The organism is Pedobacter aquae (assembly GCF_008195825.1).
GTDB classification, from domain to species: domain Bacteria; phylum Bacteroidota; class Bacteroidia; order Sphingobacteriales; family Sphingobacteriaceae; genus Pseudopedobacter; species Pseudopedobacter aquae.
This window is the reverse complement of the sequence record NZ_CP043329.1, coordinates 3,778,981-3,794,086: the sequence shown is the minus strand read 5'-3', so window position 1 is coordinate 3,794,086 and position 15,106 is coordinate 3,778,981. Positions and strand designations below refer to the sequence as shown.

Sequence of the window (15,106 nt, the reverse complement as noted above, 5' to 3'; positions counted from 1 at the left end):
ATTACAAAGCCGCCTTAACCAAATAGGGTAATATTTCTTTTTGGAAGGATATAAAATTTTTACGCACATCGGCATCGCTAACAGAGGTAAAAGCAAAAGAAAAAATAATGCTTTTGCTGGCTTTAATTAAAAACCTTAAACGCTCTGCATAGTTATTACCATCGTTAAATTTTTCAATGGCGATAAACTCGTTATACAATAAATTCTCTAACTCGTCTGATAGTTTTTTCAAAAACTCTTGAGAGTTGGTAGACTCACGGATAAAATCCCATCCAATAAACTCGTTACAAACGGTATAAGACAACCTGCTAACCTTTAAAATTAAGCTTTTAAGATGCTCTTCTTTAGAGATTCCTGATGTGTTTTGATGCACTACATCGTTAACGCTTATTTTAAGATAATCCATCAAAATGGCATGTAAAACAAGCTCTTTACTCTCGAAATACTTATAAATAGTAGCTTTCGCGATTTTAGCTCTCTTAGCAATTTCGTTTACACTGGTTTTATGATACCCGTATTTACGAAATAAATCCTGAGCTGCTTTTTTGATGCTTTCCTTGATTTTATCTATCTCCATTAGTTTGTTATCGATATGAGGTTTCCATTTATAGAGACTCTATATCTCTTTAAAGGCATGGTAGCTGGCGCTTTAGCAGGCGAGCCATCTTGTAAATTAAATAATGCGCCACTCACTTTATCTTCTGCTAAATTGCCGCCAATAGGCACTACAGCATTTTTTTGAGCTGGGTTAACTGTACTGCAACGGTCATAAGCTCTTATATTTCCAGCATGATTGTATAAAATTAGTCCAGCGACACCTACAGCTGTGTTAGATACTATTCTTACATTACCTGGACTCGTGATGCCTTCTAATTCGCCACCTATTAAAGAGCCATTATAATTAACAGGCACATCAGGAATTAAGTTTTCTTTATTGCCACAAGCGCTTAAGAAAACAAATCCTATGAGAATTGCTGTTAATTTTTTAAGTATCATTAGATGATTTCTGATTGAAATTGTTTTAAGAAACGGATATCGTTCTCAGAAAACAAACGTAAATCTCTGATTTGATATTTTAAATTGGTGATACGCTCTATACCCATTCCAAATGCAAAGCCCGAATATTTTTGGCTATCAATACCTACATTTTCTAATACGTTTGGATCTATCATTCCGCAACCTAAAATCTCTACCCATCCGCTTTGTTTACACATTTGGCAACCATCACCTTTGCAAATGGTACAAGAAATATCCATTTCTGCTGATGGCTCTGTAAAAGGAAAATAAGACGGACGGAAACGTACTTTTGTACCCTCGCCGTAAAGTTCTTGAACGAAGTAATATAAGGTTTGTTTCAAATCTGCAAAAGATACATTTTCATCAACATATAAACCTTCTACCTGATGGAAGAAGCAATGTGCTCTGGCAGATATAGCTTCATTTCTATACACCCTACCCGGCATTAATGCTCTAAAAGGCGGTTTACCAGCTTCCATTAAACGTACCTGCACAGATGAAGTATGCGTTCTTAAAGCGATATCATCTTGCCCGCTATTTTTCTTGATAAAAAAGGTGTCCTGCATATCTCTAGCCGGATGCTCTTCTGGGAAGTTAAGTGCCGAGAAGTTATGCCAATCATCCTCAATTTCTGGTCCTTCTGCAACAATAAAACCTAGTCTTTTAAAGATTTCTACAATCTCTTTCCTCACTAAAGAAAGCGGATGTCTGCCACCAGTTTCTACACCAAAACCAGGTAAGGTTAAATCATTAGGGATATCTTTTTGACCTTTTTGGGTAGAAAAAGCATCTTTAAAATCATTAAACTTAGCTTCTGCAAGCTGCTTAAATTGGTTTAATACTTTTCCTAAAACACGCTTCTCTTCCGCAGAAACGGTTTTAAACTCTTCAAAAAGGTCTTTTACAATACCTTTTGTACCTAAAAACTTTATTCTGAAATTCTCAAGCTCTTCTGCTGTTTTGGGTTCAAAAACCTCTATTTCACTAGTGTACTGACTGATTTTAGACTGCATAGGTCACAAATTTAATAAAAATAATTGAGGCATTTGAAGCATGTGTAAACTCGGCCCTAAAAAACATTTTTATTTTAGAGATAAGAACTTTAGAATTTTACACGTTTATGCTATATTTATAGAGATGATGCAGCGTGGAAGAAATGCTGTGGTAAAAGCCATTACAAGGCTTTAGAACAACCTTTTAACTTAAGAAAGATTTTAGCGGGGTAATTTGTTTCGCTGTACCAAATATGAAAAGTACACTGGTATTGCTATTGATTTTGTGCAACTTATATGGATTTTCTAATCCAAAAGGGAAAGCTACAGGTATAGCAGACAGTATTATCAGAAAGGTAATAGAAAGAAATAAAGTTGACAGTTACCTTACCCTAGAGGCAGAAGCTTATCTTAAAAATTCGCATGTTTTAAATAAAGGTCCAAAAAGATTTTTGGGAAAAAAAGTAACCTCTCTATTAAAGCTAGAATCCAATAAAGAGCAAATTTTATCGCTTTATGAAGCTAGTTCAAAGTTGTATTTTTCTAAAACAGGAGAAATAAAAGAAGATATAAAAGCCTACAAAACTTTAGGCAAATACAGAACCTGGGAATTTAAACATGCCGCAGATTTACAACTCAACTTTAACAAAAACTATATCACTCTAGAGGTTTTAACTCCTAAAAAATTTGTTTCGCCTATTGCTAAAAATGCTTTTAAATTTTACCGTTACGAATTAGAAAAAACCGAAACCGATAAAAATGGTATCAAAACGGATATTATAAAAATCATCCCAAAAAACAAGTTTTCACCTACTTTTAATGGTTATATCCATATAAATACCACTACCCAACAAATTTGTAAGCTCTCTTTAACATTGGGGAACAATGCAGGAATAAGCTTTGTAAACCAAATTAAGATAGAGCAAAATTTATTACAGATAGATAGCACTTATTATCCTACAGAAACAAAAATCACCTACCAGGGTAACCTAGCTGGTTTTTACTTTAGCGGCACTTGTGTAGCAACTTATCGCTACATGCACAATACTGTTTTTGCTAAAACTTTTGCTCCTTTAGAAGTACAAAAAATTCAAGCTCAGGATAGTAGTTCAAATAACTATGTTGTTAATAAAAGAACTGTTCCGCTTAGTCCTTTAGAACAAAAAGCCAGTTTTAAACATGATAGTTTAAAAAATAGCCAAAGTGAACGAAAGTATTTAGATTCTTTAGACAGGCTTACCCTAAAACAAAGACTTTATCCTTTACTTTTTAGCAGATTTAAGTTCCAAAACTCTTATAGAAAATATACTTTATATATGGATGCCGTTGCACCTTCTTTATTTTATAATACCGTAGAAGGGCCTGGTATAAAGTATGGTATAGAATTTTTCAAATACGCCAACAATGGTAGTTATTGGCATATTAGACCCGAGATACGATATGGTTTTAAAAATAACGAACTTAATTCTGACTTATCTTTTTCTTGGTTGTACGATCTTAAAAACAGAGCCGCTGTAAACTTAAGTTTAGGAAGTACTTACCGAGATTTAAATCCTAATGGCACTTTAAGCACCTTAAACAACTCTTTAAACACCCTATTATTTGAGCAAAATTTCCTGAAATTATACCGTAAAGAATATGTAAGCATTTCATCTGGTAGAGAATTGGCAAATGGTCTTTATTTTTCTGGAGGTTTAGAGCTGTCTAAAAATATATCTGTTTCTAATAATTTTGAATATTCGCTTAGAGATATTAAAACTAGAAACTTCACCTCAAACAACCCTTTTGACCCCATTACAGGTGGCAAGCTATTTCCAGACCATACTACGTTTAGACTTTCGGGTTCTTTGATTTATAATTTTCATCACCATTATATCACCAAAGAAGGCATTAAAATTTATCAGATACCTAAAAACCCGAGAATCATTGCTTCTTACCGTAAAGGCATCCCCAATATATTAGGTTCTGAAACTGATTATGATTTTGTTGAATTAGAGATACAGCAAGAGCGCTTAAATTTAGGCCTTTGGGGTTTTTCATCCTTTTCATTCTCTACCGGTAAATTTTTGAATAACAGCATCAATTATTACCCAGATTGGAAACACTTTTTAGGTAATAATGCCTTGGTATTTAATAGTGGGCTTAAAAGTTTTCACTTCTTAGATTTTTATGCTTACAGTACTGATAAACAATTTATTGAGGCTCATTATGAGCATAATTTCAATTCGAAATTTATTGGAAGATTACCTTTATTAAGAAAATTAAAACTTCAGGAACTGGCGGGTGCGGCTTACCTAGGAAGCCCAGATAGAGGGAGCTATTATGAATTTTATATCGGCTTAAGCCGATTAACTGTAAGAGCAGATTATGCTATTTCTTTTGGAGAAAATGGGCGATTAAACCAAGGTTTTAAACTAGCTTACTCTTTCTAAAACATCTAGGTAACTGCTATTTGTGATGTATATCATTTTTATTATCTCCCTAAAAAACATACCTTTGCAGCTCATTTAACACTGTTTACAGCAGTATCAATGAATCATGAAAGCATACCAAACACTTCTTTATTACTGTTATAGCCACATCCAGGATGCGGAGCAGTACGCAGCAGACCATTTAAAATTTTGTAAAGATTTAGGCTTAACCGGTAGAATTATTGTTGCGGATGAAGGCCTAAACGGAACCGTATCTGGTACACGTGAGCAGTGTAAAGCTTACATGGATTATATTTATGCCGATGGCCGTTTTAATGCTACAGAATTTAAAATTGACGATGTAGATGAGCCTTCTTTCATGAAAATGCATTGCCGCTATAAATCTGAAATTGTACATTCTGGCTTAAAAGACCCTCATGTTATAGACCCTACCAAGAAAACAGGAAAACATCTAGAACCAACAGAATTCATGGAAATGAAAGACCGTGATGATGTGGTTATTTTAGATGTTCGTTCTAATTATGAACATAACTTAGGTAAGTTTAAAAATGCCATTACGCTTGATATAGATAATTTTAGGGATTTCCCTGCCATGATAAATGAGCTCGCACAATATAAAGACAAAAAAATACTGACTTATTGTACCGGTGGTATTAAATGTGAAAAAGCTTCTGCTTTATTACTTCATGAGGGTTTTAAAGATGTTTACCAATTACATGGCGGCATTATTAAATATGGTAAAGAAGCTGGCGGTAAAGATTTTGAAGGTAAATGTTATGTTTTTGATAACCGTATAGCTGTTGATGTAAACTCGGTTAACCCCGTAGTCGTTTCTACTTGTAGAAATTGTGGCAAAACCACACCTAAAATGATTAACTGCGCCAATCCAGAATGTAATGAGCACTTTACCCAATGCGATGAATGCGGCTGGGAATTAGATGGAGCTTGCTCTACAGCATGCAAAGAACATCCGCGTAAGCGCCCCTATGATGGTACTGGTTATTATGTAAAAGTTCCTCAACCGATTAATAAAAAGAAAGTAACGTTAACAAGTTTATAAGCAAATAAGAAGCTTTCTCAAATTACCATTTTGTGTCAGGCTGAGCGGAGTCGAAGCCTTTTCTAAGCATATCAGAGAACATTTCGACTCCGCTCAATGTGACAGATACTATTTTTGAGACAGCCTCTTCTTTTTTATGAGCTAGCTATTACTAGAAATTATTCTTTTCAATTCATTTACAGGTACAACACCGGATTGCCTCCACTTCACTTCGCCATCTTTAAATAAAATTAAAGTTGGCACACCTTGTACATGATAGGCTGCTGCCGCTTGTGGGTTCTTATCAACATCAATTTTAATGATGGTTGCGCTATCTCCTACTTGCTTTTTCAATTCGTCTAGCATGGGCGACATCATTTTGCAAGGGCCGCACCAAGTAGCAAAAAAATCTACCAATACGGGTTTACCAGAATTTATAATTTCTTTAAAATTTGCCATTTCTTACGCTCCTTTCTCTAATATATCTTACAATAGTTGCCATATTTAAAGCTAAATAAACCACCAACACCATTAATACCCCTTTCATTTTACCCAGCCTTAAGCCTAATAAAATTAAGAAACTAAGTGCAATAATATGTCTGTAGAATTTAAACTTTCCCAATGTGTATCAAATTACCAAATGCAAATATCAGTTAAAAAGGGAGGCTTACTAAAACTATTTATTATATTTATTGTAAAAGATATAAATCCGGTTTAACCGATACACCGTATTTAAGCATAAAAACATCAGCATGTCTAAAACCGCCATTATCATTTTTTCCCATGTGCCAGAAATAGAGGCTAGGATAAAAGATTTTGCAGGTTTTAAAAATACCAGAAGAGTATCTGCACTTTTTACTAAACATTTTATAGAGCTAGCAAAAAACACCCATACTGATACTTTTTGGCACAACAGTTTGGTACAAGAAGGCAAAAACTTTGGTGAACGTTTGGCTAATGCTTTTGAAAGTATGTATGCTAAAGGTTATGATGCTGTAGTGTGTATCGGTAATGATTGTCCAGAACTTCAAGAGCATACGCTTCAAAAAGCCCTTAAAGCAATTGAAAACGGAAAAACAGTTTTAGGGCCAACTACTGATGCAGGTGCCTATTTAATTGCTATCCCCAAAAAAGCATTTCATAAAAAGCATTTTTTGCAGGTGAAATGGCAAAGTAGCTGTACCTATAAAGATTTAAAAGCTCTGTTCCAAGATGAAGAGTTGCTTGAATTGAAAGAGCTTCAAGATTTAGATTATTTGGCTGATTTTTATCAGTTAAAAGAAAACAAACTTGTTGCTACAGCTCTTGAATTTATTCATCCTGTTTCAAAAAGTATATTTCATCAAACTTTTTATACTCAAAAAAGCATAAGAAATTACGATTTCAAAGCTCCGCCTGTTATCAATTAGGCATATACCATTCAAACATTTTTTCAATTTAAAACCAACTAACTTATTTAAAGGGTTCTATTTTGTAAAAGCATTGCTGCTTTGAGGGCAATTTCTTTCTATACAAACAAGAACTCATAAAAAGCTACAAACAATATTATGGCTAAGAACTATTTCAATCCGGAAGATTTAAAAAAATTTGGAAACATTACTGATTTCCAAGAAGTGCTAGGTAAAAAATTCTTCGATTATTACGGAGAAGTCTTTAAAGAAGGTGCGTTAACGGCTAGAGAAAAATCTCTTATTGCTTTAGCTGTTGCACATGCCGTACAATGTCCTTATTGTATTGATGCTTACTCTACAGATTGCTTACAAAAAGGTGCAGATGAAGAACAAATGATGGAAGCAGTACATGTAGCGGCCGCCATAAAAGGTGGTGCTACACTGGTTTTTGGTGTACAAATGATGAATCATGTTAAGGAACAAACCATGTAATTATGGGTGTAAAACAAATTTCAAAATCGCTTAAAGCATCAGGCAACGCTCTTGGTGATCATTTTTATCAACTAAAAGTGCTCTCACAAAAAGAGATAGAAGATGGTCGTTTTGAGCATTTTAACCATAAAATAAATACAGCTGGTGTACCTGTTATTAAGCCTAGTGAACTAGAAATATTTCAGCTTAACATAGGAAAATTATGTAACCAAACTTGTGCCCATTGCCATGTAGATGCTGGACCAGACCGTAAGGAAGAAAACATGTCTTTTGAGACATTAGAAAGATGTTTATACCTTATTAAAACATACGGATTTAAGACCGTAGACATTACTGGTGGCGCACCAGAGATGAACCCACATTTTAGGTGGTTTGTAGAAAACTGTAGTGCCTTAGGGGTTAAAGTGATGGTAAGATGCAACCTCACCATCATTATGGCTAATCAGAAATATGCTGATTTACCTCAATTCTTTGCGACCAATAAAGTTCATGTGGTATCTTCTTTACCTCATTTTTCTGCTTCAAGAACTGATGCACAACGTGGAGATGGGGTTTTTGAAGATTCTATTGCTGCCTTAAAAATGCTGAATGAAGTAGGCTATGGAAAAGAAGATGCTGGTTTGGTTATAGATTTAGTTTATAATCCTTCAGGAGCTTTTTTACCAGGCGACCAAACAACGTTAGAAGCCGAGTTTAAAAGACAGCTGAAACGTAAATTTGATATCGTTTTTAATAATCTGTATGCTATTACCAATCTGCCTATCAGTAGGTTTTTAGATTATTTATTAGAAACGGGCAAATATTTAGATTACATGCATCAACTGGTAGATGCTTTTAACCCAGCAACTTTAAACGGCTTGATGTGTAGAAACACCATCAGCATTAGCTGGGAAGGTTATATGTACGATTGTGACTTTAACCAAATGCTTGATTTAAAATTTACCGGCAAAGCCAAACATATCAATGATTTTGATATGGATGAGGTTTTAAATAGAAATATTATTGTAAATAACCATTGCTATGGCTGTACCGCTGGCTCGGGAAGTAGCTGTGGAGGCGAAATTGCATCTTAAAGGTTAGTATAAATATCAAACAAAAAATAAGAATGTCTAACATACACGAAGAAGTACAACATTATTATGGTAAAGAATTACAGCAAAGTTCTGATTTAAAAACAAGTGCCTGCTGTACATTGGCGCCACCCCCTAAACACATACAAGAAGCTTTAAAACTTATTCATGATGAGGTAGTTATTAAATATTACGGTTGCGGATTAACCATTCCTAATCAGTTAAAAGGACTCAAAATATTAGATTTAGGTTCGGGAAGTGGTAGAGATTGCTACATTGCTGCACAACTGGTTGGCGAAGAAGGGCAAGTTGTGGGTGTGGATATGACACCAGAACAACTAGAAGTTGCCAATAAACATCTAGAATACCACCGTGAACAATTTGGTTACCAGAAATCTAATGTAACTTTTGTTAAGGGAAATATAGAGCAATTAGACAAGCTTGGATTTGAGCCTGAGAGCTTTGATTTAATTATTTCTAACTGTGTGATAAACCTGGCTACAGATAAGCAAAAAGTACTTAACGATGCTTATAAGCTCTTAAAAAAGGTGGCGAAATGTATTTTTCTGACGTTTATGCAGATAGACGCTTCCCTAAAACTTTACAAAATAACCCTATACTTTGGGGAGAATGCTTAAGTGGCGCTCTTTACTGGAATGATTTTCTAAATTTTGCTAAAAAAGCAGGTTTTACAGACCCACGCGTTGTAGAAGACAAGCCTATTGCGGTAAATAACGAAGAAATTGAGGCTTTAATGGGCGAGATAAAAGTATACTCTGTAACTTATCGTTTATTCAAAATTGATGGTTTAGAAAGTGATTGTGAAGATTACGGACAGGCCGTTGCTTATAAAGGTACGGTTGAAGGCGCTCCACATGCTTTTGATTTAGATAATCACCACCATTTCCCTAAAGGCAAACTGGTAAGTGTGTGCGGAAATACCTACAAAATGCTTCATGATACCCGTTACCGGGATGCTTTTGACTTTTACGGAACCTGGGATACCCATTATGGAATATTTGAGGGTTGCGGTGGTAATATCCCTTTTACTACAACATTAGATAGTAGCTCGCCAGGGGTTTCTTGTTGTTAAAAAGTCCTTATAGAAAAGGCCTTGTAGCAAAACTACAAGGCCTGATTCTTACAATAAATAATCACCTATTTATAATAAACCTCATTCCATCTCAATTCATTTTTGAATTGATATAAGTTGGTGTCTTTACCTATTAAAACAAACTCAACATCAGCAATTTCTGCAAAACTTTGGATTTGCGCTGCCGTTAAGTTTTGGCTATAGCAAGTATGGTGTGCACCTCCAGCTAAAATCCATGCAGCACAACCTGTGTACATATCTGGCTGTGGTTTCCATAAAACTCTTGCTACAGGTAATTTTGGTAAATCATGTTGTGGTGCTATAGCATCAACCTCGTTCACCAAAATTCTAAAACGATTACCCATATCTACAACAGAAACGTTAATAGCAGGGCCTGCTGCCGAGTTAAATACCAAACGTACAGGATCTGCCTTACCACCAATTCCTAATGGATGAATCTCGCATTTTGGTTTAGCATCAGCAATAGAAGGACAAATCTCTAACATGTGAGAGCCTAAAACCTGAGGGTTAGCTGGGTCGAAATGGTAAGTATAATCTTCCATAAAAGAGTTACCACCTTTTAAACCAGTACCCATTACTTTCATGGTGCGTACCAAAGCTGCTGTTTTCCAATCGCCCTCACCAGCAAAACCAAAACCTTTGGCCATTAACCTTTGAGAAGCAATACCCGGCAATTGTTTCATACCATGTAAATCTTCGAAAGTATCTGTAAAGGCGGTAAAGCCACCATCGGTTAAAAAGCGCTCTAAACCTAATTCTATTTTAGCGGCATCTCTTAAAGATTGATGTTGTGCACCACCTTTAAGTAGGCTCTCCATCAATTGGTAGCTATCGCCATATTCTTGGATTAATTTATCAACCTCTGCATCAGAAACGGTATCAATAACTTTTACCAAATCGCCAATACCATAACCATTTACTTGGTAACCAAACTTAATTTCTGCCTCAACTTTATCACCATCTGTAACGGCTACGTAACGCATATTATCGCCAAAACGAGCAACTTTAGTTTGGTTAGAGTCTTTCCAAGCTGCTGCAACACGAGCCCAATCGCCAATTTGAGAGATGACATTTTCATCTTCCCAATGGCCAACTACTACCTTACGGTTAATACGCATACGCGATACCATGAAACCAAACTCCCTATCGCCATGGGCGCTTTGGTTAAGGTTCATGAAATCCATATCTATGTTAGCCCAAGGAATATCACGATTAAACTGCGTATGCAAGTGTAGCATAGGTTTTTGCAATACTTTTAAACCACCAATCCACATTTTAGCTGGCGAGAAAGTATGCATCCACGCAATAATACCAATACAATTATCAGTTACGTTTGCCTGTTGGCAGATGTTAAAAATCTCATCAGGAGATTTTACAGTTGGCTTAAATACTACCCTTACCGGGATAGCACTTGCTTTGTTTAATGATTCTGCAATAATTTGCGAATGCTGTGCTACTTGCTTTAGCGTTTCTTCGCCATATAAATCTTGGCTACCTGTAATAAACCAAAGTTCAAATTTCTTTAAATCTATCATTTTTGATGTTTTTTATGCCTTATCTTAAAGAGGATGTCTCAAAAATTATATTTATCATATTGAACAGAGTCAAAATGTTCTCTGATATTCACTCAGAAAAGGCTTCGACTCCGCTCAGCCTGACACACGAAATGGTGACTTGAGACAGACTCCCTACAAGGCTTGTATAATGTTTATAAATTGATTAATAACCTCTATTTTCTATTATCTAAAATCTAGCGTCTAATTACTGCCCATAATAAGAGCCTTCGCCATGTTTTCTATCGTAATGCTTATTAATTAAAGCGTCTTTTAATTTGGGCACTTGCGGATTAATTTGCTCAGTTAAATATGCCATACGGGCTATTTCTTCTAAAACAGCACTATTATGTACTGCTTTATCAGCCGTTTTACCCCAAGTAAAAGGTGCATGGTTACCTACTAAAATCATCTCTACATCGCTATTACTTAAACCTCTTTCTTTTAAGCAATTGATGATTTGGAAGCCAGTTTCATATTCGTAATTACCTTTTATCATTTCATCGCTCATTGGCGGAGCGCAAGGAATATCACAAGTGGTATAATCTGCATGTGTAGTACCGTAAATAGGAATATCTCTTTGAGATTGCGCCCAAGCCGTGGCATAAGTGGAGTGTGTATGCACCACGCTATTGATATTATCCCAATGCTTATATAAAACAGCATGCGTTTTAGTGTCTGATGAAGGTCTTAAATCTCCGGCAACGGTATTTCCATCAAAATCTACAATTACCATTTGCTCTACCTGAAGTTTGGTATAATCTACTCCGCTAGGCTTAATCGCAAAAACACCCAAATCTCTATCAGCAACACTTACATTTCCGAAGGTAAAAATCACCAGATTTAACTCTGGTAAACGCATATTAGCTGCATAAGCTTCTTCTTGTATTTTTCTATATTTATTCATTTTTTTCAGTTTACAGTTATAGGTTATCAGTTGTTCTCTATAAAAGCTCCCATAGCTTTGTATTTTTCGTATCGAGCTTGGTAAAGCGCAACATTTTCTTGATTAGGGAAATACTCATCACTAAAACCATGTCCCATAGCTTCCATGGCATTTTCTACAGTTGGATAAAAACCTGCTACAGTTGCGGCAAACATAGCAGCACCTAAAGCACAAGTTTGATCTGATTGATGAATCCTGATAGGCATATTCATCACATCGGCCATCACCTGCATAATATAAGCAGATTTTTTAGCCACACCACCTAAACCAATTAAACCTTTAACAGGGATGCCTTGCTCTATAAAACGATCCACAATTTTCTTTGCGCCAAAACAAGTAGCCTCAACCAAGGCTTTAAACATAGCAGGTGCATCGGTACCTAAATCTAAACCCCAAAAAGCACCTTTTAATTCTTGATTAGCGTCTGGCGTTCTTCTTCCGTTTAACCAATCTATAGCTAATTCATCTTTTACATCCAGCGGCAGTGCTGCCGCTGCTTTACTAAGTTTAATGATGATTTGCTCGTTATATTCTTCTCTTAATTTCTCCTTTTGTTCCTCAGAAATAGCATTAGAATCGGCTAGAATTTGCTCAAGAGGCCATTTTAACATTTTTTGGAACCATGCATAAGCATCGCCAAAGGCAGACTGACCAGCTTCTAAACCACTCATACCCGGTATGATAGAACCATTTACTTGTCCGCAAATACCTTTAACCAATTTACCTGTCATTTCTGCAGAAGGTGCTACCAACATATCGCAGGTAGAAGTACCCATTACTTTACTTAAATGGTAAGGCTCTATTTGGCCACCAACAGCGCCCATGTGTGCATCAAAAGCACCAATTCCTATTTTCACATCGGTATTTAAGCCTAGTTTTTGCGCCCACTCTGCACTCAATGTACCCGCAGCTTCTGAAGCTGGTAGAACTTCCTGAGAAACTCTTTCTCTTAGACCTTTTAAAAGAGGATCTAAAGAGTTAAAGAAATCTTCTGGAGGGAAACCGTTAAACTCCTCCGCCCATAGGGCTTTATGACCGGCAGCGCAAACCCCTCTTTTTAACTCTGAAACATGCTGAGCCCCGGTTAGTAAAAACGGAATCCAATCGCAATGCTCTACCCAAGAAAAAGCAGCCTTTTTAACGCTTTCATCAACCCTGAGGGTTCTTAATATTTTTGCCCAAAACCATTCTGAAGAGTAAATTCCGCCAACGTATTTTAGGTAATTATCGTCAAACTTTTCTGCGTGTTTATTAATCTCGGCAGCTTCCTTTAATGCGGTGTGGTCTTTCCATAGGATAAACATAGCATGAGGGTTTTCTGCAAACTCTGGCGTTAAAGCCAAAGGTACACCTTGCTCATTAACCGCTACCGGGGTAGAGCCTGTTGTATCTATAGAAATAGCTTTTACTTGTTGCGCTATGTTTGCACCTACTTGCTCTAAACAAGCTTTTATGGTTTGTTCTAAGCCTTCAACATAATCTAAGGGGTGTTGTCTAAATTGATTTTGACCAGGGTTACAGTATAATCCTTTTTTCCAACGGGGATAATAAAAAACCGAAGTAGCAGCAATTGCACCATTTGAGGCATCTACCAATACAGAACGTACAGAATCTGTCCCGTAATCTACCCCTATAACATATTTACCTTGACTCATTATTAAAGAATTTGAGATTTATAATTGCGCTGCAAAATACAATTTATTTTATTAAGTGTAAATATAACATTTATTTATTTTTATAAAAGATTGCTCATGATTGAAAAATTAATTTTTTAAAAAATATTTAGGTTTTGATAGTTAGCTGTAAAAGTTAAAATGTTACTGTAAGCGTTAAAATCAGCAGGTTCATGTAGGGTGGTGAGTACAACACTTTTCATATTGGCATTTTGTGCTGCTTCTACTCCTTTTGGTGCATCTTCAAAAACTACGCAGGCGCTTGGGGCTACCCCTAGAAGCTCTGCTCCTTTTAAAAATGTTTCTGGGTGTGGTTTACTTAATGCAACATCATTTGCACTTACAATAACAGGGAAATATTCGCGGATGTGTAGGTTATCCAAAATAAAATCAATATTAAATGGAATAGCGGCCGAGCCTATAGCCATTTTTATACCTTTGGATTTAGCATTTTCTAAATAATCGCCTAAACCATCAATAAGTTTCATGTGGGCTTTATACTCGGCTTGGTAACGCTGTTCTTTTTCCATAGAAAGCTTATCAATTTGTTCTTGAGTGAAATAACCTTTACCAAAAACACGCTCTAGCAATTCCTGGTTTTTGCCGTACATCTGTAAAACGGTCTCGTCAAAAGTGATATCTGATTTTAAATCGTTACTTAAAATATCATACCATGCTCTGGCATGAAACTGCATATCATCTATAATGGTTCCGTTTAAATCGAATAAATAAGCCTGATAATCCATATCTTGAAAATTTTAGAAAGCTAATTTAAGCTTAACGTTTAAATTAGGAGATATTGTTCTGTAAAATTGAAAGAATTAGTTAGTTTTGCATCCCCCGAAAGGGGAAACCGGAGAGATGTCAGAGTGGTCGAATGAGCCAGCTTGGTCCGAAGGACTCCTTTGGAGAAAGCTTGTGTACTGGCCCGCAGGGCTCCTTAGGAGCAACGGTACCGAGGGTTCGAATAAATTTATAATTAAAGTGTTTTATAGTTATATTCTTAAGAGCTTTAAAGATAACCGGTACTATTATGGAAGTACTATAAATTTGAGTAATAGGTTAATCAAGCATAATAAAGGAGATGTTAAGTCTACAAAAAATAGAAGACCTTTAGAGTTACACTTTTTTGAAGTGCATAACACAAGAAGTGAAGCATTTAAAAGAGAAATGTTTTACAAATCAATTGAAGGTTACCATTACCTTAAACAAAATGGTATTATTTAACGGAGAGATGTCAGAGTGGTCGAATGAGCCAGCTTGGAAAGCTGGTGTACTGGCAACGGTACCGAGGGTTCGAATCCCTCTTTCTCCGCAAAATATCTTATAAATCCTTGTAGATGATAAATTTGCAAGGATTTTTTATTACAGAGGATAGTAAAAGAGA

17 protein-coding genes and 1 tRNA gene are annotated in these 15,106 nt (G+C 35.9%); 9 read left to right on the top strand and 9 right to left on the bottom strand.

The window, feature by feature from the left end; genetic code table 11:
• Position 1 precedes the first annotated feature (1 nt).
• Genes FYC62_RS16695 through pheS form a run of 3 tightly spaced genes read right to left on the bottom strand, consistent with a single transcriptional unit; the run spans position 2 to position 2,030 of the window.
• Positions 2-577 (bottom strand): TetR/AcrR family transcriptional regulator, encoded by a 576-nt coding sequence (locus FYC62_RS16695; protein ID WP_039448264.1) that lies wholly within the window; start codon positions 575-577, stop codon positions 2-4.
• Positions 577-996, bottom strand: a complete 420-nt coding sequence (locus FYC62_RS16690; protein ID WP_149075765.1) for a Rieske (2Fe-2S) protein — start codon at positions 994-996, stop codon at positions 577-579. Before FYC62_RS16690 ends, FYC62_RS16695 begins: the two co-directional genes overlap by 1 nt.
• Entirely contained in the window at positions 996-2,030 is a 1,035-nt protein-coding gene (gene pheS / locus FYC62_RS16685; RefSeq protein ID WP_039448258.1) for a phenylalanine--tRNA ligase subunit alpha, read from the bottom strand. Before pheS ends, FYC62_RS16690 begins: the two co-directional genes overlap by 1 nt.
• A 233-nt stretch (positions 2,031-2,263) precedes the next feature.
• On the opposite strand from pheS, the gene FYC62_RS16680 reads away from it, so the two are divergent.
• Together FYC62_RS16680 and trhO are read left to right on the top strand one after the other, a co-directional pair.
• Entirely contained in the window at positions 2,264-4,441 is a 2,178-nt protein-coding gene (locus FYC62_RS16680) for a DUF5686 family protein (protein ID WP_149075764.1), read from the top strand.
• A gap of 106 nt (positions 4,442-4,547) precedes the next feature.
• Entirely contained in the window at positions 4,548-5,501 is a 954-nt protein-coding gene (gene trhO / locus FYC62_RS16675; protein ID WP_149075763.1) for an oxygen-dependent tRNA uridine(34) hydroxylase TrhO, read from the top strand.
• Between the two features lie 141 nt (positions 5,502-5,642).
• Here trhO and trxA read toward each other — a convergent pair whose 3' ends face one another.
• Positions 5,643-5,939: a thioredoxin gene (gene trxA / locus FYC62_RS16670; protein WP_039448250.1), complete on the bottom strand. Its 297-nt coding sequence runs from the start codon at positions 5,937-5,939 to the stop codon at positions 5,643-5,645.
• Positions 5,926-6,102, bottom strand: coding sequence for a hypothetical protein (locus FYC62_RS17165; RefSeq protein WP_168199469.1), 177 nt, complete (start codon positions 6,100-6,102; stop codon positions 5,926-5,928). The genes trxA and FYC62_RS17165 overlap by 14 nt, the downstream gene beginning before the upstream one ends.
• A 130-nt stretch (positions 6,103-6,232) precedes the next feature.
• On the opposite strand from FYC62_RS17165, the gene FYC62_RS16665 reads away from it, so the two are divergent.
• The 5 genes from FYC62_RS16665 to FYC62_RS17360 all read left to right on the top strand — a co-directional run bounded on the left by FYC62_RS16665 (position 6,233) and on the right by FYC62_RS17360 (position 9,526).
• Positions 6,233-6,889 carry a TIGR04282 family arsenosugar biosynthesis glycosyltransferase gene (locus FYC62_RS16665; protein ID WP_149075762.1) on the top strand — a complete coding sequence of 219 codons (657 nt, stop codon included), beginning with the start codon at positions 6,233-6,235 and terminating at the stop codon, positions 6,887-6,889.
• Positions 6,890-7,027: 138 nt separating this feature from the next.
• Positions 7,028-7,363: an arsenosugar biosynthesis-associated peroxidase-like protein gene (locus FYC62_RS16660; protein ID WP_039448244.1), complete on the top strand. Its 336-nt coding sequence runs from the start codon at positions 7,028-7,030 to the stop codon at positions 7,361-7,363.
• A 2-nt stretch (positions 7,364-7,365) separates the two neighbouring features.
• The gene (gene arsS / locus FYC62_RS16655) at positions 7,366-8,436 is read left to right on the top strand and encodes an arsenosugar biosynthesis radical SAM (seleno)protein ArsS (protein ID WP_149075761.1); all 1,071 of its coding nucleotides are present in this window, start codon (positions 7,366-7,368) and stop codon (positions 8,434-8,436) included.
• Between the two features lie 32 nt (positions 8,437-8,468).
• Positions 8,469-9,071: a methyltransferase domain-containing protein gene (locus tag FYC62_RS17365; protein WP_205943741.1), complete on the top strand. Its 603-nt coding sequence runs from the start codon at positions 8,469-8,471 to the stop codon at positions 9,069-9,071.
• Positions 8,990-9,526, top strand: coding sequence for a class I SAM-dependent methyltransferase (locus FYC62_RS17360; RefSeq protein WP_205943740.1), 537 nt, complete (start codon positions 8,990-8,992; stop codon positions 9,524-9,526). The genes FYC62_RS17365 and FYC62_RS17360 overlap by 82 nt, the downstream gene beginning before the upstream one ends.
• Positions 9,527-9,591: 65 nt before the next feature.
• Here FYC62_RS17360 and araA read toward each other — a convergent pair whose 3' ends face one another.
• The 4 genes from araA to FYC62_RS16630 all read right to left on the bottom strand — a co-directional run bounded on the left by araA (position 9,592) and on the right by FYC62_RS16630 (position 14,465).
• Entirely contained in the window at positions 9,592-11,082 is a 1,491-nt protein-coding gene (gene araA / locus FYC62_RS16645) for an L-arabinose isomerase (protein WP_149075760.1), read from the bottom strand.
• Positions 11,083-11,308: 226 nt separating this feature from the next.
• On the bottom strand, positions 11,309-12,007 hold the full coding sequence (locus tag FYC62_RS16640) for an L-ribulose-5-phosphate 4-epimerase (protein ID WP_149075759.1): 699 nt from the start codon (positions 12,005-12,007) through the stop codon (positions 11,309-11,311).
• 26 nt (positions 12,008-12,033) lie between these two features.
• The gene (locus FYC62_RS16635) at positions 12,034-13,701 is read right to left on the bottom strand and encodes a ribulokinase (RefSeq protein WP_149075758.1); all 1,668 of its coding nucleotides are present in this window, start codon (positions 13,699-13,701) and stop codon (positions 12,034-12,036) included.
• Between the two features lie 116 nt (positions 13,702-13,817).
• Positions 13,818-14,465 (bottom strand): HAD family hydrolase, encoded by a 648-nt coding sequence (locus FYC62_RS16630; protein WP_149075757.1) that lies wholly within the window; start codon positions 14,463-14,465, stop codon positions 13,818-13,820.
• Between the two features lie 115 nt (positions 14,466-14,580).
• Between FYC62_RS16630 and FYC62_RS16625 the strand changes: the two genes are divergently transcribed.
• The gene (locus tag FYC62_RS16625; protein ID WP_240534768.1) at positions 14,581-14,946 is read left to right on the top strand and encodes a GIY-YIG nuclease family protein; all 366 of its coding nucleotides are present in this window, start codon (positions 14,581-14,583) and stop codon (positions 14,944-14,946) included.
• Position 14,947: 1 nt separating this feature from the next.
• Positions 14,948-15,034, top strand: a tRNA-Ser gene (locus FYC62_RS16620).
• The last annotated feature ends 72 nt before the right edge of the window (positions 15,035-15,106 follow it).